This window comes from Paraburkholderia sp. LEh10 (assembly GCF_017814945.1).
GTDB lineage: Bacteria > Pseudomonadota > Gammaproteobacteria > Burkholderiales > Burkholderiaceae > Paraburkholderia.
This window is the reverse complement of record NZ_JAGIPX010000002.1, coordinates 276,404-295,641: the sequence shown is the minus strand read 5'-3', so window position 1 is coordinate 295,641 and position 19,238 is coordinate 276,404. Positions and strand designations below refer to the sequence as shown.

Annotated in this window: 24 protein-coding genes; 9 read left to right on the top strand and 15 right to left on the bottom strand. The window is 62.6% G+C overall.

Features of this window, described 5'->3' with window-relative positions:
- Positions 1 to 143: 143 nt before the first annotated feature.
- The 3 genes from J8I87_RS02995 (at position 144) to J8I87_RS02985 (ending at position 3,136) form a co-directional block, all read left to right on the top strand.
- Positions 144 to 1,655 (top strand): CoA-acylating methylmalonate-semialdehyde dehydrogenase, encoded by a 1,512-nt coding sequence (locus J8I87_RS02995; RefSeq protein ID WP_209929947.1) that lies wholly within the window; start codon positions 144 to 146, stop codon positions 1,653 to 1,655.
- 148 nt (positions 1,656 to 1,803) lie between these two features.
- On the top strand, positions 1,804 to 2,718 hold the full coding sequence (gcvA, locus tag J8I87_RS02990; RefSeq protein WP_209929946.1) for a transcriptional regulator GcvA: 915 nt from the start codon (positions 1,804 to 1,806) through the stop codon (positions 2,716 to 2,718).
- A 211-nt stretch (positions 2,719 to 2,929) separates the two neighbouring features.
- Positions 2,930 to 3,136 (top strand): hypothetical protein, encoded by a 207-nt coding sequence (locus J8I87_RS02985; RefSeq protein ID WP_209929945.1) that lies wholly within the window; start codon positions 2,930 to 2,932, stop codon positions 3,134 to 3,136.
- A gap of 156 nt (positions 3,137 to 3,292) precedes the next feature.
- Here the strand turns inward: J8I87_RS02985 and J8I87_RS02980 are convergent, their stop codons facing one another.
- The 9 genes from J8I87_RS02980 to J8I87_RS02940 form a co-directional block, all read right to left on the bottom strand.
- Entirely contained in the window at positions 3,293 to 3,718 is a 426-nt protein-coding gene (locus J8I87_RS02980; RefSeq protein WP_209929944.1) for an organic hydroperoxide resistance protein, read from the bottom strand.
- Between the two features lie 44 nt (positions 3,719 to 3,762).
- Positions 3,763 to 3,999, bottom strand: a complete 237-nt coding sequence (locus J8I87_RS02975) for a 4-oxalocrotonate tautomerase family protein (protein WP_209929943.1) — start codon at positions 3,997 to 3,999, stop codon at positions 3,763 to 3,765.
- A 61-nt stretch (positions 4,000 to 4,060) separates the two neighbouring features.
- Entirely contained in the window at positions 4,061 to 4,768 is a 708-nt protein-coding gene (locus J8I87_RS02970; RefSeq protein WP_209929942.1) for an SDR family NAD(P)-dependent oxidoreductase, read from the bottom strand.
- Between the two features lie 284 nt (positions 4,769 to 5,052).
- Complete coding sequence (locus tag J8I87_RS02965) at positions 5,053 to 5,805, bottom strand: DNA-binding domain-containing protein (RefSeq protein WP_209929941.1); 753 nt, start codon at positions 5,803 to 5,805, stop codon at positions 5,053 to 5,055.
- On the bottom strand, positions 5,802 to 6,653 hold the full coding sequence (locus J8I87_RS02960) for a DUF692 domain-containing protein (RefSeq protein ID WP_209929940.1): 852 nt from the start codon (positions 6,651 to 6,653) through the stop codon (positions 5,802 to 5,804). The genes J8I87_RS02965 and J8I87_RS02960 overlap by 4 nt, the downstream gene beginning before the upstream one ends.
- Positions 6,654 to 6,736: 83 nt before the next feature.
- Positions 6,737 to 7,006, bottom strand: coding sequence for a hypothetical protein (locus J8I87_RS02955; protein ID WP_209929939.1), 270 nt, complete (start codon positions 7,004 to 7,006; stop codon positions 6,737 to 6,739).
- A 91-nt stretch (positions 7,007 to 7,097) separates the two neighbouring features.
- Complete coding sequence (locus tag J8I87_RS02950; RefSeq protein ID WP_209929938.1) at positions 7,098 to 7,862, bottom strand: alpha/beta hydrolase; 765 nt, start codon at positions 7,860 to 7,862, stop codon at positions 7,098 to 7,100.
- A 92-nt stretch (positions 7,863 to 7,954) separates the two neighbouring features.
- Complete coding sequence (locus tag J8I87_RS02945; protein WP_209929937.1) at positions 7,955 to 8,446, bottom strand: DoxX family protein; 492 nt, start codon at positions 8,444 to 8,446, stop codon at positions 7,955 to 7,957.
- Positions 8,443 to 8,724 carry a DUF2282 domain-containing protein gene (locus tag J8I87_RS02940; protein WP_209929936.1) on the bottom strand — a complete coding sequence of 94 codons (282 nt, stop codon included), beginning with the start codon at positions 8,722 to 8,724 and terminating at the stop codon, positions 8,443 to 8,445. Before J8I87_RS02940 ends, J8I87_RS02945 begins: the two co-directional genes overlap by 4 nt.
- A 418-nt stretch (positions 8,725 to 9,142) precedes the next feature.
- Between J8I87_RS02940 and J8I87_RS02935 the strand changes: the two genes are divergently transcribed.
- On the top strand, positions 9,143 to 10,156 hold the full coding sequence (locus tag J8I87_RS02935; protein WP_209929935.1) for a D-cysteine desulfhydrase family protein: 1,014 nt from the start codon (positions 9,143 to 9,145) through the stop codon (positions 10,154 to 10,156).
- Positions 10,157 to 10,204: 48 nt separating this feature from the next.
- On the opposite strand, the gene J8I87_RS02930 is transcribed toward J8I87_RS02935, so the two are convergent.
- Complete coding sequence (locus J8I87_RS02930; RefSeq protein WP_209929934.1) at positions 10,205 to 10,756, bottom strand: thioredoxin family protein; 552 nt, start codon at positions 10,754 to 10,756, stop codon at positions 10,205 to 10,207.
- A 197-nt stretch (positions 10,757 to 10,953) separates the two neighbouring features.
- Here J8I87_RS02930 and J8I87_RS45615 point away from each other — a divergent pair, with 197 nt between their 5' ends.
- Together J8I87_RS45615 and J8I87_RS02925 are read left to right on the top strand one after the other, a co-directional pair.
- Entirely contained in the window at positions 10,954 to 11,076 is a 123-nt protein-coding gene (locus tag J8I87_RS45615; protein WP_280923047.1) for a hypothetical protein, read from the top strand.
- 213 nt (positions 11,077 to 11,289) lie between these two features.
- Entirely contained in the window at positions 11,290 to 11,595 is a 306-nt protein-coding gene (locus J8I87_RS02925; RefSeq protein WP_209929933.1) for a DUF4148 domain-containing protein, read from the top strand.
- Positions 11,596 to 11,759: 164 nt separating this feature from the next.
- Here J8I87_RS02925 and J8I87_RS02920 read toward each other — a convergent pair whose 3' ends face one another.
- Positions 11,760 to 12,827 (bottom strand): alpha/beta fold hydrolase, encoded by a 1,068-nt coding sequence (locus J8I87_RS02920; RefSeq protein ID WP_409518719.1) that lies wholly within the window; start codon positions 12,825 to 12,827, stop codon positions 11,760 to 11,762.
- A gap of 532 nt (positions 12,828 to 13,359) precedes the next feature.
- On the opposite strand from J8I87_RS02920, the gene J8I87_RS02915 reads away from it, so the two are divergent.
- Entirely contained in the window at positions 13,360 to 14,247 is an 888-nt protein-coding gene (locus J8I87_RS02915; RefSeq protein ID WP_209929932.1) for a LysR family transcriptional regulator, read from the top strand.
- On the opposite strand, the gene J8I87_RS02910 is transcribed toward J8I87_RS02915, so the two are convergent.
- The 3 genes from J8I87_RS02910 to J8I87_RS02900 all read right to left on the bottom strand — a co-directional run bounded on the left by J8I87_RS02910 (position 14,244) and on the right by J8I87_RS02900 (position 17,024).
- Positions 14,244 to 15,191: a LysR family transcriptional regulator gene (locus tag J8I87_RS02910; protein WP_209929931.1), complete on the bottom strand. Its 948-nt coding sequence runs from the start codon at positions 15,189 to 15,191 to the stop codon at positions 14,244 to 14,246. The genes J8I87_RS02915 and J8I87_RS02910 overlap by 4 nt on opposite strands.
- Positions 15,192 to 15,364: 173 nt before the next feature.
- The gene (locus J8I87_RS02905; RefSeq protein ID WP_209929930.1) at positions 15,365 to 15,790 is read right to left on the bottom strand and encodes a VOC family protein; all 426 of its coding nucleotides are present in this window, start codon (positions 15,788 to 15,790) and stop codon (positions 15,365 to 15,367) included.
- Positions 15,791 to 15,980: 190 nt separating this feature from the next.
- The gene (locus tag J8I87_RS02900; RefSeq protein WP_209929929.1) at positions 15,981 to 17,024 is read right to left on the bottom strand and encodes a methyltransferase; all 1,044 of its coding nucleotides are present in this window, start codon (positions 17,022 to 17,024) and stop codon (positions 15,981 to 15,983) included.
- Positions 17,025 to 17,300: 276 nt separating this feature from the next.
- Between J8I87_RS02900 and J8I87_RS02895 the strand changes: the two genes are divergently transcribed.
- A complete protein-coding gene (locus J8I87_RS02895; protein WP_209929928.1) occupies positions 17,301 to 18,227 on the top strand; it encodes a PilZ domain-containing protein in 927 nt (308 codons plus the stop codon).
- On the opposite strand, the gene J8I87_RS02890 is transcribed toward J8I87_RS02895, so the two are convergent.
- Positions 18,204 to 18,386, bottom strand: a complete 183-nt coding sequence (locus J8I87_RS02890) for a hypothetical protein (RefSeq protein WP_209929927.1) — start codon at positions 18,384 to 18,386, stop codon at positions 18,204 to 18,206. The genes J8I87_RS02895 and J8I87_RS02890 overlap by 24 nt on opposite strands.
- Before the next feature lie 287 nt (positions 18,387 to 18,673).
- On the opposite strand from J8I87_RS02890, the gene J8I87_RS02885 reads away from it, so the two are divergent.
- Entirely contained in the window at positions 18,674 to 19,057 is a 384-nt protein-coding gene (locus J8I87_RS02885) for a response regulator transcription factor (protein ID WP_209929926.1), read from the top strand.
- The last annotated feature ends 181 nt before the right edge of the window (positions 19,058 to 19,238 follow it).

The window sequence follows — 19,238 nt, the reverse complement described above, 5'->3', positions numbered from 1 at the left end:
AGGACTACAGCTATGCCGAACGGAATGTGGAATTCGCGGGTTTCGTCTCATTGATTTCACTTGGCGATACATACGTCATCAGGTCGGCGTCGCCGACTGTGTTTTGAACATCTTCCCTAACGTCAATTAAACAAGGAGCAGACATGCAAGCCTTTACCGATAGCGCAGATGTCGGACATTTCATTCATGGCCGGCGCGTCAATGGGACAGGAAGCCGTAGTCAGGCCGTCTTCAATCCGGCTACGGGCGCGCGGGCCCGCAAGCTGCTGCTGGGCGAGCCGGCCGATGTCGAAGCGGCTGTCGCGAGCGCGCAGGCCGCGTTTGCGGGCTGGAGCAACACGCCCCCCATCAAGCGTGCGCGCGTCATGTTGCGCTTCCTCGAACTGATGAACCGTCATCGCGACGAACTCGCGGCGATCATCACGGCCGAGCACGGCAAGGTGTTTTCCGATGCGCAGGGCGAAGTCGCGCGCGGCATCGACGTGATCGAGTTCGCGTGCGGGATTCCGCAACTTCTCAAGGGCGACTACACCGAGCAGGTTTCGACGGGCATCGACAACTGGACGACTCGGCAGGCGCTGGGCGTCGTCGCGGGGATCACGCCTTTCAACTTCCCCTGCATGGTGCCGTGCTGGATGTTTCCGGTGGCGATCGCGGCTGGCAATACATTCGTGCTCAAGCCGAGCGAGCGCGATCCGTCGGCGTCGCTGTTCATGGCCGATCTGTTGAAGCAGGCCGGGTTGCCTGACGGCGTGTTCAACGTCGTGCAGGGCGACAAGGTCGTCGTCGATGCGCTGCTCACGCATCCGGACATCAAGGCCGTGAGCTTTGTCGGCTCGACGCCGATCGCCAACTACATCTACGAAACGGGCGCGAAGCACGGCAAGCGCGTTCAGGCGCTGGGCGGCGCGAAGAATCACATGGTGGTGATGCCCGATGCCGATCTCGACAAGTCGATCGACGCGCTGATCGGCGCCGCGTACGGATCGGCTGGCGAGCGCTGCATGGCGATTTCCGTCGCGCTGCTGGTGGGCGATGTGGCGGACAAGATCATTCCGCGTCTCGCCGAGCGCGCCCGCAATCTGATCGTGAAGAATGGGATGGAGCCGGATGCGGAGATGGGGCCGATCGTCACGCGGCAGGCGCTGGAGCGTATCGAAGGCTATATCGCCGAGGGCGTGAAGGAAGGCGCGACGCTCGTCGTCGATGGGCGTGGGCTGAAGGTGCCGGGTCACGAAGACGGCTTCTTCACGGGCGGCACGCTGTTCGACAACGTGACGCCGGACATGCGCATCTACAAGGAGGAAATCTTCGGTCCCGTGCTCGCTTGCGTGCGCGTGAAGGACTTCACGGAAGCCGTCGAACTGATCAACGCGCACGAATTCGGCAACGGCGTCGCATGCTTCACGCGCGATGGCCATATCGCGCGCGAGTTCGGACGACGCATCGAGGTTGGCATGGTCGGCATCAACGTGCCGATTCCGGTGCCGATGGCGTGGCACGGCTTCGGCGGCTGGAAGCGGAGCCTGTTCGGCGACACGCATGCATACGGCGAAGAGGGCGTGCGCTTCTATACGAAGCAGAAGTCGATCATGCAGCGTTGGCCGGAGAGCATCGAGAAGGGTGCGGAGTTCGCGATGCCGACCGCGAAGTAAAGCACTGAAATCAAGGCGCCATCATGCAGTCCTCCGCCGGACGGCTGCATGACGGCAGGAATCAACGGGCGAAAAGCGAGCGTGTTGACGGTCGCTTCGAAGCCGGTGAAGATGAACGGCTCCAGGATTCGACAGTCTGCCACCGACGATGCGAGCCCCCGGTCATCTGAATGCACTGAGAGCCTTCGAGGCGGTCGCACGCCATCTGAGCTACGTCGCCGCTGCCGAGGAGCTGCACGTCACGCCGGCCGCGATTGGACAACTGATACGCGGGCTGGAAGAGGCGCTCGATGTCGAACTCTTTCATCGTGCGTCGTCGGGCCCGTCGCGGCTCGTCCTGACGGACGCGGCGCGTTCCGTCATTCCCGATCTGCAGGCGGGCTTCGATCTGCTGTCGACGGCAGTCGAACGGCTGAAGGCGAGCAAGGCGCGCATCACATTCACCGTGACGGTGCCGCCAGCATTCGCCGACAAATGGCTGCTTTCACGCGTCGAGCGCTTCCAGAACAAGTACCCGTTCTACGATGTCCGGATCGACATGAGCCTGAGGCTGCTCGATTTCGCAGCGGATCGTATCGATGCCGGCATACGGTACGGCTTGGGCCAGTGGCCCAAACTCGTCTCGACATTCCTGCTGCGCGACGAGTTTTACCCGGTATGCAGCCCGTCGTTGCTGACTGGCGAGCATCCATTGCGAGAACCCGCCGACCTCCGCTTTCATCCGCTGATTCACGACATGTCGATGAGTACCACGGCCGTCTTCCCGACGTGGCGTTCGTGGCTGCAAATGACGGGCCATCTGGGCGTCGTGGATTGCGACCGGGGTCTGCAGATCAACGACTCGGCAGCGGCGCTTCAGGCGGCCATTACGGGCAACGGCGTCGCGCTCGGCCGATCGACGCTGGTCGCACGCGATCTGGCCGAAGGGCGGCTCGTGCGCCCGTTCAAGGAAGTGCAAAGCAGCGAACTCGGTTACTACCTGGTCCACAGGAAAGAAAGCGCGAACGCGCCTGCCGTCATTGCATTCAGGGAATGGCTGATCGCCGAGCTCGGCAACGATTAGCGCGTCGGCCCGCGTCGTTTTCGTCTGACCTTAGCCGAGGTCCGTGCGCTCGTCATTCACATCGGCGTAGGGTTCCCGCGCATTGTTCCCGATCTGAAAACTGTGAATTCTTGCCAGCCCGGTTGATGATCGCGCCAGGATGTTTACCCTTACGTCTATAAGCGGTGCTCGGTGTCGAGCGCCTTGGCAGGCTCTATTAAGGATAAAGGCAATGAAGCGCGAATCTTTGAGTTTCCGGAATATCGACGACCAGAGCGGCGCGGGAGTGCGCAATCGTGTGGTAACAGCGTCGAAACAGCAGGTGCAAGCCGTCGCGGCACAAGCGCAGCCGCGCAATTGGGCATGGGCGCATATCAGCGACTCATATGACTGGATGGACTCGCACAGTCCCGTGGCCGTGACGGAAATACTGGACTGAATGCGATGACGTGCGCTTGCCCGCACCCATGATGCGGGCAAGTCGCAGCGGAGTTCACCGGTTGCGGAAATATCCGCTTTAACGTGATCCGCAAATGAATATTGCTGGCCGCAGTGCAATCACTGCGGCCAGCGTCGTTTTCAGACAGTCCGTCGATTAGACGAGCGTCAGCTTCACGTCGATATTGTTGCGTGTCGCATTCGAATACGGACAGACCACGTGAGCCTTGTCGATCAGGTCCTGAGCCGCGTCGGGCGCCATGCCGGGCAACGAAATCTTCAGCTCGACCTCGATGCCGAAGCCATTTGGAATCAGTCCGACGCCGACGGCCCCATCGATCTTCGCATCGGCCGGCATCGCGATCTTGTCGCGTGCGGCCACGAACTTCATCGCGCCGATAAAGCATGCGCTATAGCCCGCGGCGAACAGCTGTTCGGGGTTCGTGCCGTCTCCGCCCTTGCCGCCCAGTTCCTTCGGCGTTGTCAGTTTCAGGTCCAGCTGAGCGTCCGGCACGATCGAGCGGCCATCGCGTCCACCCGTCGTGGTTGCATGTGCGGTGTAGAGAAGCTTTTCGAGCGACATTGCAAACTCCTTCGTTGATGTCCTGCGTGTTGGAAGACTGACGATCAAGCGGGCTTCGTTCCTCTTGTCTTTCGATACTCGAGAGCGGGTAGTCCGCCCCAGCCCCAATTCTCGGTGGGGACCTCCTCGATGACGACAAAGGTGGCTTCGAGAGGCTTGTTAAGCACGTCGAGCAGCAACTGGCTCACGCCTTTGATGAGTTGCGCTTTTTCTTCGGCGGTCACGGAGTCTGCGCCGGGCCGGGTTCCCTCGCGCGTGACCTGAATGGTGACAATCGGCATCCTGTCCTCCACGATCGTAGTTGAGCAATGGAGCATCCGCCAGCGACGCTCCATTGATTGATCAGTGACCTGCGACCTGGCCGCCGTCCACGTGCAGGACCTCGCCCGTCACGAACGCGGCGGAATCCAGATACGTGATTGCGTCGACGATGTCCTTCATCTCGCCCATATGGCCGACGGGGTGGAGCGCACCCAGCGCGGCGTGCGTTTCAGGCGCATGCATCGGCGATTTGATGATGCCGGGCGAAACGGCGTTCGCGCGGATGCCGCGCTTCGCGTACTCGATCGCCAGCGACTTCGTGGCGGCGGCAATACCGCCCTTCGTCAGCGAAGCGAGCACGGAGGGCACGCCGTCGATCGCGTGATCGACCAACGTCGTCGTGATGCTGACGATGTGGCCGCTGTTGTTCTTTTCCATCTCGGCGATGGCGAGTTGCGTGACGTGGAAAAAGCCGTTCAGATTGACGTTCAGAACGGCAGCATAGTCTTCCGCGGTGTACTGCGTGAACGGCTTGGCGATGAAGATGCCGGCGTTGTTGATCAGCGTATCGACGCGTCCGAAGCGCTTGACGGCTTCGTCGATCACGCGGCGCGCCGTTTCGCGGTCGCCGATGTCGCCCGCGACGGTCACGAGATCGGGATCGTCCGAAGGCTTGATCGTGCGGGCCGTTGCGACCACGCGGTGGCCCAGCGCGCGAAACGCCTTGACAGTCTCTGCGCCGATGCCTTGCGAGGCGCCCGTAATAACGATGACTTTCTGGTTGCTCATATCACACTCGAAACATGTTGGTCAGGCTCTCTTGCTGATCGGGCCAGCGGCGCCGAGCAGACTTCCGGAGCGGGGAGGAAAGCGAGGAGTACGACGCTGCCTCGATGTGTGAACTATCGGCGATGCTGCATTCGCCGGCAAATGAGAAGTTCTGTCCAGGCGGAAACGAAAAACTATCGCGCCTCTTTCCCACTGCGGCGTGCATCCGCTGGCCGCTGGACAATTGCCTCGATGCCTTCACACTCCTGCTTTCCCGTCAGCCTGTGTGCCAACCGGGTGTGACGTCAGCCGCGATCGACAGCGACGATGAGCTCGCTGCCCAGCCATCCCGCGAGCAGCGCGCCCGCTTTCGCCACGCCGTGCTCGTCGCCCAGGCGCTCGACGAGCACGTCGCACAGTGTTGCAAAGCTCGCGTTTTTTTGCAGATGAAGGACCGCTTCGTATTCGATCGCGTCCACGCGCTTGAGGCATGAGACGAACTGCCGGCGCCACACGAGCAGGCCGCCGGCTTCGGCGAGCATTTCACCGTCTGGCGGTTCAGCGCTTTGCGCCATCGCCGACCAGATGCTGTCCGCGTTTGTCGTCGCGGTGCGGTGCCTGAGCGAAGGCGCGAAACGCAGTTGGGCCGCGTCCCAGTCGATTGACGCAAGCGTGTCGAGCGGCAGCGGTTTCGCGTCGTGCGCGACGAAGGCTTCCGTCAGCGCGTTCTCGATCCACGCGAGTTCATGCAGATCGGGGTTGTGCGGATAGAGCGCGCGCAGCGTGTCGCCGAAATCGCAGGCGTACGCGTCGAGCGTCCATGCATGCGGCGGATGGCTGCCGATGTGGGTGGCCGCGGCTTGCAGGAATGCGTCTTCGCCGAGCAACGTCCGTACCTGTGGGAACGAGTGCTCGAGACATTCGACGAGCTGTCCGCGATAGTTGTTCTGGTACACCGACAGGCCGCGCATCGCATGCGGGCCGATGCGGCGCGCGGCCTCTTCCGATGCGTCGGTGAGCCACGTGCGGAAATCGTGTTGCCACGCAGCGAGCGTCATGCGGCCTCCGCAATCGGGGTGTGCGGGGCGCGCGCGCCGAGCCTGCGCGCCACTTGCAGTTCGTCGAGCAGTTCGCTCAACGGCGGCACGTTGCCGTCACGCTCGATCATCGTCGCGACGGGGCCAACGCGCGCCATCGCGTTCGCGTACAGCAGCCAGACCTCGTCGCATACGGGGCTGTCGTGCGTGTCGATGAGCAGACCGCGCCCTTGCGTGTGGCCGGCGAGATGAATCTGATGTACGCGATCGGCGGGCAGTCCGTCGAGATAGGCGAGCGCGTCGAAGCCGTGGTTCGTCGCGCTCACGAAAATGTTGTTCACGTCCAGCAGCAGGCCGCAACCGGTGCGCGCGGCCATCGCCGAGATGAACGCCCACTCGGTCATCGTCGCGCCGTCGAACCCGAGATAGCTCGACGGGTTTTCGAATAGCATCTGGCGGCCGAGTTCGTTTTGCGCGATGCCGATATTCGCGCAAACGATATCGAGCGCTTCTTCCGTATAAGGCACAGGCAGTAGATCGTGCGAGTTGAATTTGCCGATGCGCGACCAGCTCAGATGATCGGAGACGAACAGGGGTTTGATGTCGTCGACGAGCGCCTTGAGGCGGCGCAGATAGTCGCGGTCGATTCCGTCCGCCGAACCGATCGACATCGATACGCCGTGCAGCACGACAGGGTGCCGTTCGCGAACGCGCCGCAGGATATCGCGCGGCTGCCCGCCCTCGACCATGAAGTTCTCGGAGATGACTTCGACGAAATCGACGGGAACATTCGTTTCCAGGAAGTCGCGATAGTGTTCCTTGCGCAGGCCAAGGCCATAGCCTGAGAAACGGGGATTGGAAGTGAGCATGACGCGTATCCGGCGGCGGAGATTCGATGTACGGCTGGCCCGGCGAGCGAGGGCCGGGCCAGCCAGGCTGTGGCGGCCGTTGCTTACTTCGGCTCGGTCAGCGTGCCGCCCAGCGACAGGCATTCGCTCGGGGTCTTGACGACCACGCCCTTGCCCTTGCAGCTATTGAGGCCCTTGCAGTCGTTATGCGCGGTCGCGCACAGGGCTTGACCCTTGCACGCGTTGACGCCGTAGCAGCGGCCGGGTTGCTCGCCCGTGGCTGCGGTCGCGGTGGTCGCGACGGTCGCCGACGCGAGGGCGAGAAGGGCTGCTGCAGCAGCGAAGCTGACGCGGGATTTGACGTTGCTGTTCATGATTGCTCCGTGGTTGGTTAAGAGAACTCGATTCACACCTAAAGGGGCATCCGCAGAAATGGCCCCGGACATTCGCTGACTGATGCGACGCTTATCTTGCGTGCACTGCCGCTTCTTCGATCACTTTCGCAACGGCTTCAGGCTGCGAAATCTCGATCGCGTGACTTGCCTTGACTTCCGTGACCTTCGCGCCGGCGCGCTTGTACATCCAGCGCTGCAGGTCCGGGTTGATCACGCGGTCGTCGGTGGCGACGACGCCGTAGCTCGGCTTGTCGTGCCATGCGACGTCGAACGGCGCACCGCCGAAAGCGGCGACCGTCGCGGGCATCTGCGAGGCGGCCATGAAGTCGGTGCGGTTGGCTACGAGGTCGCCCGCGTAGTCGGCGCCGTACTTCGCCGGATCGAAGAAGATGAAGCCGTCGCGGGTCGTCATCAGGTCGTCGCTGAGCTTGGGCATCGACGACGCGAGCTGCGGAACGTTCTCGCCCACTTCGGGCTGATAGGCCGCGACGTAGACGAGCGCCTTGACCTTCGGGCGCGCGCCCGCGGCCGTGATCACCGAGCCGCCGTAGTCGTGGCCCACCAGCACGACGGGGCCGGTGGCCGCGACGATCGCGTTGCGCGTGGCGCCGACGTCTTCGTCGAACGACGTCATCGGCTGCTGCACGATGCGCACGTTGTAGCCCTTGTGGATCAGGATGTCGTGCACGGTGCGCCAGCCGGAGCCGTCAGTGAACGCGCCGTGCACGATGATGATGTTCTTGACGCCCGCAGGCTCGTCGGGCGCGGCGGCGGTGGCCAGTGCAGGAGCGGCGAGCACTGCAGCGGCGATGGCTAGAGTCGAAAGAATACGCATGATGTTTTGTCGCGAGACCTTGCAGGTCTCCGTAATGGCTTCGAGTGAAAAAGTTTTCGTACGGGCGCGAGCGCCGTGAAGCCGTGAGTGCTTTAGCCCACCCGCTTCGCGCGGCCCAGCAGATGATCCAGCGACCACGTGCCCGCGCCGTTGGCGATCAGCGGAAGCAGCAGACCAGCCCAGGTCAGATGCACCGGCCACGCATCGGGATAAACAAAGATCTCGATCACGGCCGTCATGCAGAACAGCACGAATGCGGCGGGGCGGGTCAACAGTCCGAGCACGAGCAGGATCGGACACAGATGCTCCGCGTACGTCGCGAGGTGCGCGGCCAGTTCCGGCGAGATCAGCGGCAACGCGTATTCGGAGCGGAACAGCGCGTATGTCGATGCCTTGATCGTCAGCAGGCCTTGCACCTTCGTGCGTCCCGAAAGAAAAAACGTCGCGGCGATGCCGGCGCGCGCGATGAAGAGCAGCAGCGCGGGCGGCAACGCGCGCGGCAAGCGGTTCTTCGCGGCCGTCAGCAACGACGGTGCGCTGTTGCGTTGCACGCGTGCATCCCGCGTATGCGTATGGATCATCATGACGCGGCCTTCAGCGAACCGAAGCCCTTCGGCGTCTTGATGTGCGTGCAGGTGCCCTTGTCGACCATGACGAACGCGTCGCCTTGATAGTCGACCTTCGAGGTGCCCGCGCAGCTCGTGCCCGCGCCGGCGGCGCAATCGTTCTTGCCGGCGAGCGAGACGCCGAAGCATTTTTCCTGCGTCTTCTGCTGCTGGTCGGAACCGGCGTGGGCAGCCGTTGCAAGAACGGTGAGTGACAGTGCAAAGGTGGCTGCGAGTGCTGCGCGAGTGCTTTTCATATTCATCTCCAGTTGGATAGATAAAGGCGTGAGTTCAATGGCCCGGGACCGCATGAGTCACATCGGCAATCGATTGTGTCCGGCGTTTACATCGGATGCGATTAAATTGCATGCGTGATAATACGTGAGTCTTTCCGTTTGTCAATCGTTTGAGATTAAATCGTGTGCGATATGAGTCGAGGTGTCATCTCGCGTGAGTTGCGGCGCACGACTGCGTGCTTCGTTGCAGTTTCGCGCACGAGAAGGACACGAGAGAAGATCGAATGCAGCAAGCAGTTGCAAGCGATGCAAAAGAATTCATCGACTGTTTCCTGCCGCTCACGAGTTGATGCCCGCGTCGCGCGAAGAGCAGTGCTCGCGGCCTTGCGCTAACATGCGGGCTCGCAAAGCAACGTTCACCACGGATGGAGACTTCGGCATGCCGTCAGCACCTTTGCTCGATCTGAGCGCGTTTGCCCGTTACCCGTTGATCGAAGGCCCCACGCCCATCCAGCGTCTCAGCCGTCTGAGCAAGCTGTCCGGCGACGTGGATATCTATGTGAAGCGAGACGACCTGATGGGCCTCGGCGGCGGAGGGAGCAAGCTCAGAAAGCTCGAGTACCTGCTGGGCGAGGCGATCGAGCAGGGCGCGGATACGATCATCACGGTCGGCGCGCGTCAATCGAATCACGCACGGCTCACGGCCGCAGCGGCGGCGAAGGCGGGTCTCGCCTGCGAACTGGTGCTGACCCGCGCGGTGCCGCGCGAAGACGACGACTACGTGTTCAACGGCAATGTGCTGCTCGATGCGCTGCTAGGCGCGCGCGTCCACGATCTGCCGGGCAATGCCGATGCGATGGCGTTCGCGCTGAACCGCGCGGACGATCTGCGCAAGGCGGGACGCAACGTGTATCTCGCGCCGCTGGGCGGCTCGTCGGCGCGCGGCAATCTCGGCTACGCGGCGTGCGCGGCGGAGATCCTTGCGCAGGCGAACGAATCCCGCATCGCGTTCGACCGCATTGCGCTGGCCAACGGCAGCGGCGGTACCCAGGCGGGCCTCGTCGCGGGGTTGATCGCGATGGGCGAAGATCCTGCGCGTGTAGTCTCGTACAACGTGCTGGCGACTCATGAGAGCACGCTCTCCAATACTCGATTGAAGGCAACGGAAACTCTCGGGCTGCTTCGGCCCGGCATGGTCGTTCCCGACGCAAAGGTCATCGTCGAGGACGGGCAGCGCGGCGACGGCTACGGCATTCCGACTGACGCGATGCGCGAAGCCGTGCGGCTTCTCGCGAGCGTCGAAGGCCTGCTGATCGACCCGGTATATGGCGGGAAGGCATTCGCGGGCCTGCTGCACGACATCAGGAGCCAGGCGCTCGCGCCCGGCGCACAAGTGCTGTTCGTCATGACGGGCGGCTTGCCGGGCCTGTACGCGTATCGCAGCGCGTTCTGACACCGGCTATCCGTCCTGCTCAGCGCGGCGAACCGCGCTGAGCCGAACTCAATCGACGCGCGCGAGCTGTTCGCGGATAGCGGCTTCCGTTTCGTTATAGTCGCCTTCGCCATAGTGGCTGTAGACCACGTTCCCTTTCTTGTCGATCAGGTAGAACGCGGGCCAATATTGATTGCCGTACGCATTCCATGTCGCATAGTGGTTGTCTTGCGCGACGGGGTAATGCAGCCCGTACTGGGCGATGGCCGCGCTGACGTTCTTCGTTTCGCGCTCGAACCCGTATTCGGGCGTATGCACGCCGATCACCACGAGTCCTTTGTCCTTGTACTTCTGATACCAGCCCTCGGTTTCGGGCAGCGTATGGATGCAGTTGATGCACGTGTACGTCCAGAAATCGACCAGCACGACTTTCCCTCGCAACTGCTGCAAAGTGAGCGGCTGCGAGTTGAGCCATTTGTCGATCCCCGTGAATTCAGGTGCGGGATGGCTCTTCTGGATGGGAACGGCGGTGGCGGCCCCGCTATTGGCGACCACGGCGCCGAGGCCGGCGATGGCGGCGAGTGCGGCCACGGTGGTCACGGTCTTGAGTCGGGAGAACATGGCAGCGTCCTTTCTGTATCGACAGGGTGGGAAGACATGACCGTATTGAAACGGTCGCGCGTATCACCGCTGTGTCGCCATGTGTTGCGAATGAATCGTTTTGTATCCCGGCTCTGATCCGATACATTGGGACACAAAAGAACGCGTGAAGCGCGCTATAACGGAGTCGTCACCGTTATCGAATGCAGGAGGGCAGCATGAAGCGTCTATTGGCTATCGTTTTTTTTCTTGCTGGCGGCATCGCAGCGGAACTTGCGCATCCCATTCAATGTTCGCTGATCAGCGTGAGCAGGGTCCAGCAAAAACGCCGCAAGGCGTGAGTGGACGAGCGGCTCCTGTATCTCAACGTATCTTGAACACGAGCCGATACGCAACGCTGCGAAACGTTCGTGTTCCGGACACAAGCCAGATACTTTCACGGGTTCAAATATCTCAACGCTGGGGCCGCCACTGATTGCATGCCGCTGATTAAGCGTATCAGTCAGCGGTGCTCCGAACCGCAATAAATCAACCACTCTCGTGAGATAGAAACGATGAACCTTCGCTCGCTCGTTATCGCCGCCGTGATGGCGCTTCCCGTTGTTTCGTTCGCGCAGTCGAATCACCCGCTCGCGCGCGCCGACGTTCGCGCACAACTGATCGAACTGCAGCGGGCAGGCTACAACCCCGCCACGGATTCGACGCAATACCCGAAGAACCTCGAAGAGGCGCAAGCACGCATCGAGGCGCAAAAGGGCGCCGCTTCGTATGGCGAGCCGTCGGGCACGACTTCGGCGACAGGGGCGAGCGCGAAAGCACGGCAGGTGGTCGGCCTCGGCTCTGTCTACGCGAACCCCTGACCGATACCCGCTCGTAACCCGGAGCGCGTGCAAGGCGCGCTTTGGGCCGTGAGATGAGCGGAATGTCTGCAAAGCATAGTGCCATCGTGGCGTCGGCCTCGATGGCACTTTCGTTTTTGAAGCGATCGCCTTTGCAGACGATCGCGCGGTTCAGTTCGCTTCGTTCAGGTCCGCCACTTGCCGTTGCGCGCGAGTTCCGCGCATGCATCGGCGAACGCTTTCGGCGCTTCCTGCGGCAGGTTGTGTCCTGCGTTCGGAATTTGCCGGTGAATGCGCGGTCCCGTGAATTTCGAGGCGGAAGCGCGGTCATCCGTTGCGGGAATCACGCCGTCGGCGAGACCATCGAGCGTGATGGCGGGCACCGTGACAGGCGGCGTCGATGCGAGCTTCTTCTCGGTCGCCTCATGCAGAGGATAGCCGGGTGCGAGGCCGAGGCGGTGCCGGTACGAGTGAATCACGACATCGACGAAATCGGGATTGTCGAATGCCTTTGCTGAACGTTCGTACATTGCCTGCGTGAAGTGCCACGTCGGCGAATTGTTCTTCCAGAGGATGTGCGCAAGGTCGCGGCGATTCGCTTCGAGCCCGGCGTGGCCGCGCTCGGTCTGGAAATAGTACTGATACCACAGGCCCCATTCGACGCTCGCCGGCAGCGGCGCACCCGCTTTGGCGATGTCCTGGATCAGATAGCTGTTCACCGAAACGAGGCCGATACATCGCGACGGCTTGATCGCCGCCACCACGCAGGCCGCGCGGCCACCCCAGTCATAACCAGCCAGTACCGCCTCGGGGATATCGAGCGCATTCATCAGCGCGATCAGATCTTCGCCCAATGCGGCCTGCTGGCCTGCGCGAGGTGTGTCCGCCGACAGAATGCGCGTCGTGCCGAAGCCGCGCAGATAAGGCACGATCACGCGATAGCCTTGCGCGGCCAGCAGCGGCGCGACATCCACATAGCTATGGATGTCGTAAGGGAAACCATGCAGAAGAATGATGGGTCGGCCTTCAGCCGGTCCCGCTTCGTGATAGCCGATATCGAGCAGGTCCGTGCGGACCTGGCGTACGGCAAGCGAATTCAGTGGTTTGGCGGGGTCTTGCGGGTCTTGCGAAGCGGGAGTGGACGGCGTGGACGCGGCGAGCGCGTTCGGAATTTCGCCGAGCGTCGTCAATGTAGCGACGCTCGCGGCTGCCGCGAACAGGAAGCGGCGGCGTTGACGGAGATCTTCGGACACGATGCAGGCTCTCTTCTGGTTAGATGTCGATGCGCAACGCTTGCCTCGCGCTGCCGGTGTTTCGATCAGGCGCCGCGACGGCAGCCGTCGTCGATGAGATGAATTGAAGCGTGCCCATGTATCTGCGCGGTGTCTCGTTTGCATCGCCTGTGTAGTGTTTTGTATGCGGCGAGTACCGGAATGCGTCGGGGCGCTATCTACATGACAGATAGCCCTATTCAAACCCTTCGCTTGATCTCGACGAGTCGCAGTGCGACATTGAATCACCCGTCCTTCATGAGACTTCCCGATCAATGAGCACACTGACCATGAGCGTATCGAGCCGTATCAACGGCGAGGACTTCAGGAAGCGCGAAGCGGGCTGATGGCCTGATGGCCCGCGCAGGGCCGCGGCGACTGTCTGCCGGGCGGTGCGCCGTCCGGCTTTGGTGTACGATGGGGATCGACCTTTTTGCGTTGCCGTCCCGCGCGGACGGCATTTCACGCGCGCGGCGGCCTTGAAGGCCTTGTCGATCTGATAGAGGTACCCAGCATGGATGTCGCCGACCTCAAGGTGTTCGAGGCAGTGGCCCGTCACGGCAGCATGAACCGGGCGGCCGCCGAGCTTCATACCGTCCAGTCCAATGTGACGGCGCGAATCCGGTCTCTCGAACGGGAGATCGGCGTCGCGCTTTTTCAGCGGCACGTGCGCGGCGTCAGCCTGACGCCTGCCGGGCAGCGGATGCTGCCATACGCCGCGCGGATGGCGAAGCTGCTCGCTGACGCACGGCTCGCGGCGCTCGACGACGGTCCGCCTGCCGGCACGCTCACGCTGGGCACGCTCGAAACGACGGCGGCAATGCGGCTGTCGCCGATACTCAGCAACTTCGCGAGAATCTATCCGCAGGTGCGCTTGTCGCTGACGACAGGCACGAGTTGCAGCCTGACGGAAGATGTCGCCGCGTGCCGGCTCGACGGCGCGTTCGTGGCGGGGCCCGTCGATCATCCCGAACTGGATGCCGAGCTTATTTTCGAAGAGGAACTGGTGCTGGTGACGTCGCGCAATTTGCGTTCGATCGACGCGCTGCCGTCCGTCGAGCATCTGAAGACCATCGTGTTCCGGCTGGGATGTTCGTATCGTCAGCGGCTCGAATCGATGCTGGCCGAAATGGGCATCCTGACGGCGACGCCGCTCGAGTTCGGCTCGCTGGACGCGATTATCGCGTGTGTCGCGGCGGGCATCGGCATCACGTTGCTGCCTCGCGGCGTGGTCGCGAGCGCTGCCGAGCAGGATAGCGTCGCCATTCATTCGATCTCGCCGGAAAAGGCGCGGGTCGCCACGCTCTTTATCCGGCGGCACGACGCTTATGTGTCGAGCGCGATGCAGGCATTCATCGACGTGGCGCGCTCGAGGCTCGGCCCCGTGATGGCTGCCGCCTAGGCGGCCTGCTGCTCGGCTTCCAGTTGCGGCGCGCGGCGCATCGCGCGATTGAGGCGGAAGAACTCGGTGCAGAAGTCGACAAACGTTCTGAATCGCACGGGCAGCAGTTCCCGGTGTGAATAGAACAGACAGATCTCGACCTCGTTGTCCGTGATCGAGCAGCCTGGCAGAACGGGCACCAGCTTGCCTCTCGCGATGTCTTCACGCGCCATCGCTTCGGGCAGTTCGGCGATGCCTGCGCCGGCGAGCGCTGCGGCGCGCAGCAGCACGTCATTGCCATCCATCGACGACATCGGGATCACTTGCACGGGTTCGCCGTCCTCGATCATCTGCACGAAGTTCGTGTTCTTCTGCCGCGATTGCGACGGCAGCAGCAGAAAGTGTGAGGCGAGATCGGCGGCGCTGCGCGGCGCGCCGTGTCGCGCGAGATACTCGGCCGACGCGACGAGCGATCGCGCGGACCTGAACAACGTTCTGCGAATGACGGCCGATTGCTCGACCTGATCCGGCGGCAGCATCGCCATGTCGAACTGGCCGTCGTAAAGATTGACGGCGCCCTCATGCACCGACACGACGAGATTCACATTCGGCGCGATCGCGCGATAACTTGACAGGAACTGCGAAAAGGTTTCGCTGACCAGCATCGGATGAACGGCGAGGCGAAGCTTGCCGCTGTCGACTTCGCGTTCGCGGGTGATACGGCGATTCGCTTCGTCGAGTTCTTCGAGCAGCCGGCAACAGCTCAGGTAGTACGATTGCGCTTCTTCCGTCAGCGTGACGGAACGCGTGGTCCGATGCAGCACGCGGGTCTGGATCGATGCCTCCAGCTTGGCGATGGCCTTCGAAATGGACCCCGTCGTGACACCCAGCGCGGCGGCTGCCTTGCTGAAGCTCTGATGCTGCGCCGCCGAGACGAACGCCCTCAACATGTAAAGCTGGTCCATGTTCAACCTCTGTTCCATCGCTGCCCTACTGCAGTGGGATCAACTTTAGCAACAGATCCCGACCTTAATGCGCGGTTTGTTTTGATAGGGGTATCACCACGGGTGATACCTCACAGCCGCGATCGATCTCGATGGGAATGGAACAGGGTGCGGGTGCGCGGGCGGAAGCCGGTTCAGCCAGCCGCCTGAAGGCGCGGATCGAAGTCGAATTCGAGCCGGATGCCGCCGGGCTCGTACACCATCGTGTGCCGTTTCGGTCCCGCGCCGAGGTTCTCCGGTGCGAATTCGACCTTGACGCCAGGCCACTGCGAGACGCGCGTGAAGATCGCTTCGAGCGCCTCTTCACTGCCGACGCGCAACGCCAGATGATGCAAACCGACGTTGCTCCTGCGATCGAACTCGACGCGCCCAGCCTGGTTGGCGACTTGCCACAAGGTCAGCATGACGTGCCCGTCCGACACGAAAGCGGCGGGATAGTCCGGCTTCTCGCCGACCTGGGTCCAGTGCAGGCAATTGATGAAAAAGTCCCGCGTGAGGCTCAGATCGGGCACGGTCAGCCCAACGTGATCGATGCCGGCGGTAAGCGGTTTAGTGCTCATGTCGAGTCTTCCTGTGCGGTTGGGGATGGCGCCATGCTCGAATGCTCGATTATAGAAACGCGGCGGCGCGAAAACTCTTGAATAGCGGGAAAGGATCAGTTGCGAGCCGTGCATCGCGCAGACGTTGGGAAAAAATGCGAAGCCGCCGCGAACCCGGCGCGGGCCGTCCGTGGCGAGGCGCCGCATGCCGTCACTTGACTCCGATCACCATCGAATCCGCGCCGACGAGCGGCACGACGCGGACCTGCGTGAAGCCCGCATCCTTCATCCACGCGCTGCATTGCGCGCCCGTATAGTCGAAGCCGCCGCGCGTTTCGATCAGCATGTTCAGGCTCATCAACAAACCGAACGCGTTCTCTCTGCGCTCATCGTCGATCATCGCGTCGTAGACCACGAGGCACCCGCCGGCGGGCAGCGCGTCATGGCACCTGGCGAGCAGCGCGCGCTTCTGTTCGAGATCCCAGTCGTGCAGGATATGTCCCATCACGAGCACGTCCGCCTGCGGGCACGGCTCCTTGAAGAAGTCGCCGGGATAGAAGCGCAGACGATCCTGCAGGCCGTGCGCCGCCACATACTCGTCGAACACGGGGCCGACTGCGGGCAAGTCGAAGCCGCCGCCCGACAGATGCGGATGCGCGAGCGCGACCTGCACGGGCAATGCGCCTTGTGCCGCGCCGATGTCGATGAAGGTTCGGTAGTTCTCCCATGGGAACTTCTGTGCGATGGCTTTTGCGGCACCGAGACTCACGCCGCTCATCGCCTTGAGGAAGCCGCGTAGCGCCTGTTCGTCGCCATAGAGCGTGTCGAACAGATTGCCGCCATGCTTCGTTTCGTTCTGCGGCTCACCCGTACGAAGCGCTTGCGTCAGCGAGCCCCAGAACGGGTACAGTCTGGTGTTCGCCATTTCCAGCAAGCCGCCGATGTAGCTGGGCTTCGACTTGTCCAGAAAGAGCGCGGCGTCACGCGTATTGCTGTATTGCCCGGCCTCGCGTTCGAGCACCTGCAATGCGACCAGCGTATCGAGGAAATCGGCCGCCGATCTCGGATGCAGTCCGAGTGCCTCGGTGAGTTGCGCGATATCGCGTGGGCCGTCGCCGAGATGCGTGAACACTTCGAGTTCGACGGCGGACAGCAGCGCCTTCGATGCCCAGAACCCCATCCCCAGTTGAAGCAGCCGGTCGGGGGACGGTTCGGCTTGCGAGGCGCGCGAATCCATGCGCGGAGTGCTTTCCATGGTTGCTTCCTTTGTGGATGTGAAAACGCAGAACGCATGGTAGGCGGAGCAATGGCTTTCCGATGTGGGCCAACGAACAGAGCACTGCGACGCTCCATGCTTGATGTGTCGTACGAATGGGCGCGATCCGTACCCCTTTATGCCCGTCGCCGGGCCTGTAAGAACAAAACAACTGTTGAGCCATGCAAACGTTTGCTCTGTTTGTCAGGGCTGCGTCGTCGTGCATACTTGCGGGCGATGCGCATTCGAACAGGTCACGAGAGGAGAGTACGGGTCATGCCGTTGGTGCCGCTGTCGCAACGCGAAGTCACGATCGGAGCTCCGCTGCCGTTTTCCGTCTACACGGAAGAAGGGAGGCTTCTGATGGGTCGCGGGCACAGCGTCCAAAGCGCGGAGCAGTTCGAGAGGCTCTTCGCGTTCGGCGCATTCAGGCACATGTTTCCCGGCGAGCAGCGCGACGACGCGAAGTCCGCGCAAGAGGACAGTGCGCCTGCGCCTGCCGCGCGCACGCGGCGCGGCCATGACGAGCAGGTCATCGTCGGACCTTTCCCGACGGCCGGCTGCGTGCCCGAAGATTTCGTAATCGCGCTCGCAAGCGGCGCGGGAATGCCGGCGCGCACGCGCTTCGTCGGCATGCTGGAGGGCGCGAGCCTGTTGCTCGACGGCGCCGGCGTCGATCCCGCCTTCGCGCCCGGCGAGGCCGTCGAAGGGCAGTTCATCGCAGGGCGCTACCGTCATGCATTCCAGTCGGATATCGTCGGCCGCCATGCGGCGCCGTTCGATGTGCTCTATCTTCGCTACCCGGCCGAGGTCCGTTCGCGTGCGCTGCGGCGGCATATCCGTGTCGGCATCGACGTGACAGCGCGTCTGTCGAGAAACGACCGGACAATGGCGGGCACGGAAGTACGCGCGGTCGATCTCAGTGCGGCAGGTGTCGGCCTGCTCGTGAACTCGAATTCGCCCGCGCCCGGCGAGCATTTCAAGCTGTCGTTGCCGCTCTCGCGCGAGGGCCGCGTACGCACGGCGCCGCTGAACTGCATTGCGCGTAACCGGCGCACGAAGGGTGGAGAAACTCTGGTGGGCGCCGAGTTCGGCAATACGTCGGGCGAAGCGCGCGCGCTCGTGAACGACTTCGTGCTCGACGTCCTGACGGGCGCGATGCCGCCCGAGCGTCACGCCTCACGCGACGGACGGTCCGCTTAAGCAGGCCGCGCCCGCATGTGCATCCGCCGGCGCAAAAAAAAGCCGACGTCCACGATGCTGCAGCGCTTCCGTCGTGATATCGCACTCCTGCATGCGGCGCCCGAGAAAGAGAATCAGGCGTTCGCGCGCTGCGCCTTCGAGATGTTCGACTGCCGGCACGATAGGGTCCTTTGCCTCATGAAAAGCCGGACGGGGTCCCGTCGATCGTCGATCGGCCAGACGCATGCCGGCGACGCCCACAAATAGGGACTGCGCCCGCCCGCGGGTTGCCACAACGCACGAACAGCTTTGGAAACGCACGCTGCAGGGGCTCAAACGTCCATACGCGTGGCTGCCCTATACCTACATATGATTCTCGCGCCGGAGCGATTCCCATAAGATGCACTCAACATGAACGGCATCACGCAGGATCGTGCCGCTGTCAACTAACGGCCGAGGAAAGTCGCTTGCACAACAATCCGATCGCTTCCGTCATCGATGACGACGAATCCGTCCGCATCGCGATGTCGAGCCTCGTTCGTTCGCTGGATTGGGATGTCCGGCTTTACGCATCGGCTGAGGCGTTTCTCGCATCGGACACCGTGAACCGTATCGCCTGCATCATCTCCGACGTGCAGATGCCCGGCATGAACGGCCTCGATATGTATCGTCATTTGCTCAACAAGGGCGTGACGCTGCCCATCATTTTCATCTCCGCTTTCGCTTCGGACGCCGTGCGGCGCCAGGCGCTCGAACTCGGCGCGATGTGCGTGCTGACGAAGCCCGTCGACGGTTGCGAAGTGTCGCGCTGTCTCGCGCAGCTCGGGCCCGACAATTCCTGTCGCGAATGAGGCGGGCGCTGTCTGCCGCGCGGCGGCCCAGCGTCATCGGTGATGGGTGTATTCGGATAGAATTTACGCCGGATCGGGATGGGCCGGCTTCCCGGATGTCTGACTTTCGCGCGCCGCGCCAAGCGGCGCGTGCCGGGGTTCCCCTGCCCGCTGGCAACCGCTCGCAAGGAACACCTATGGC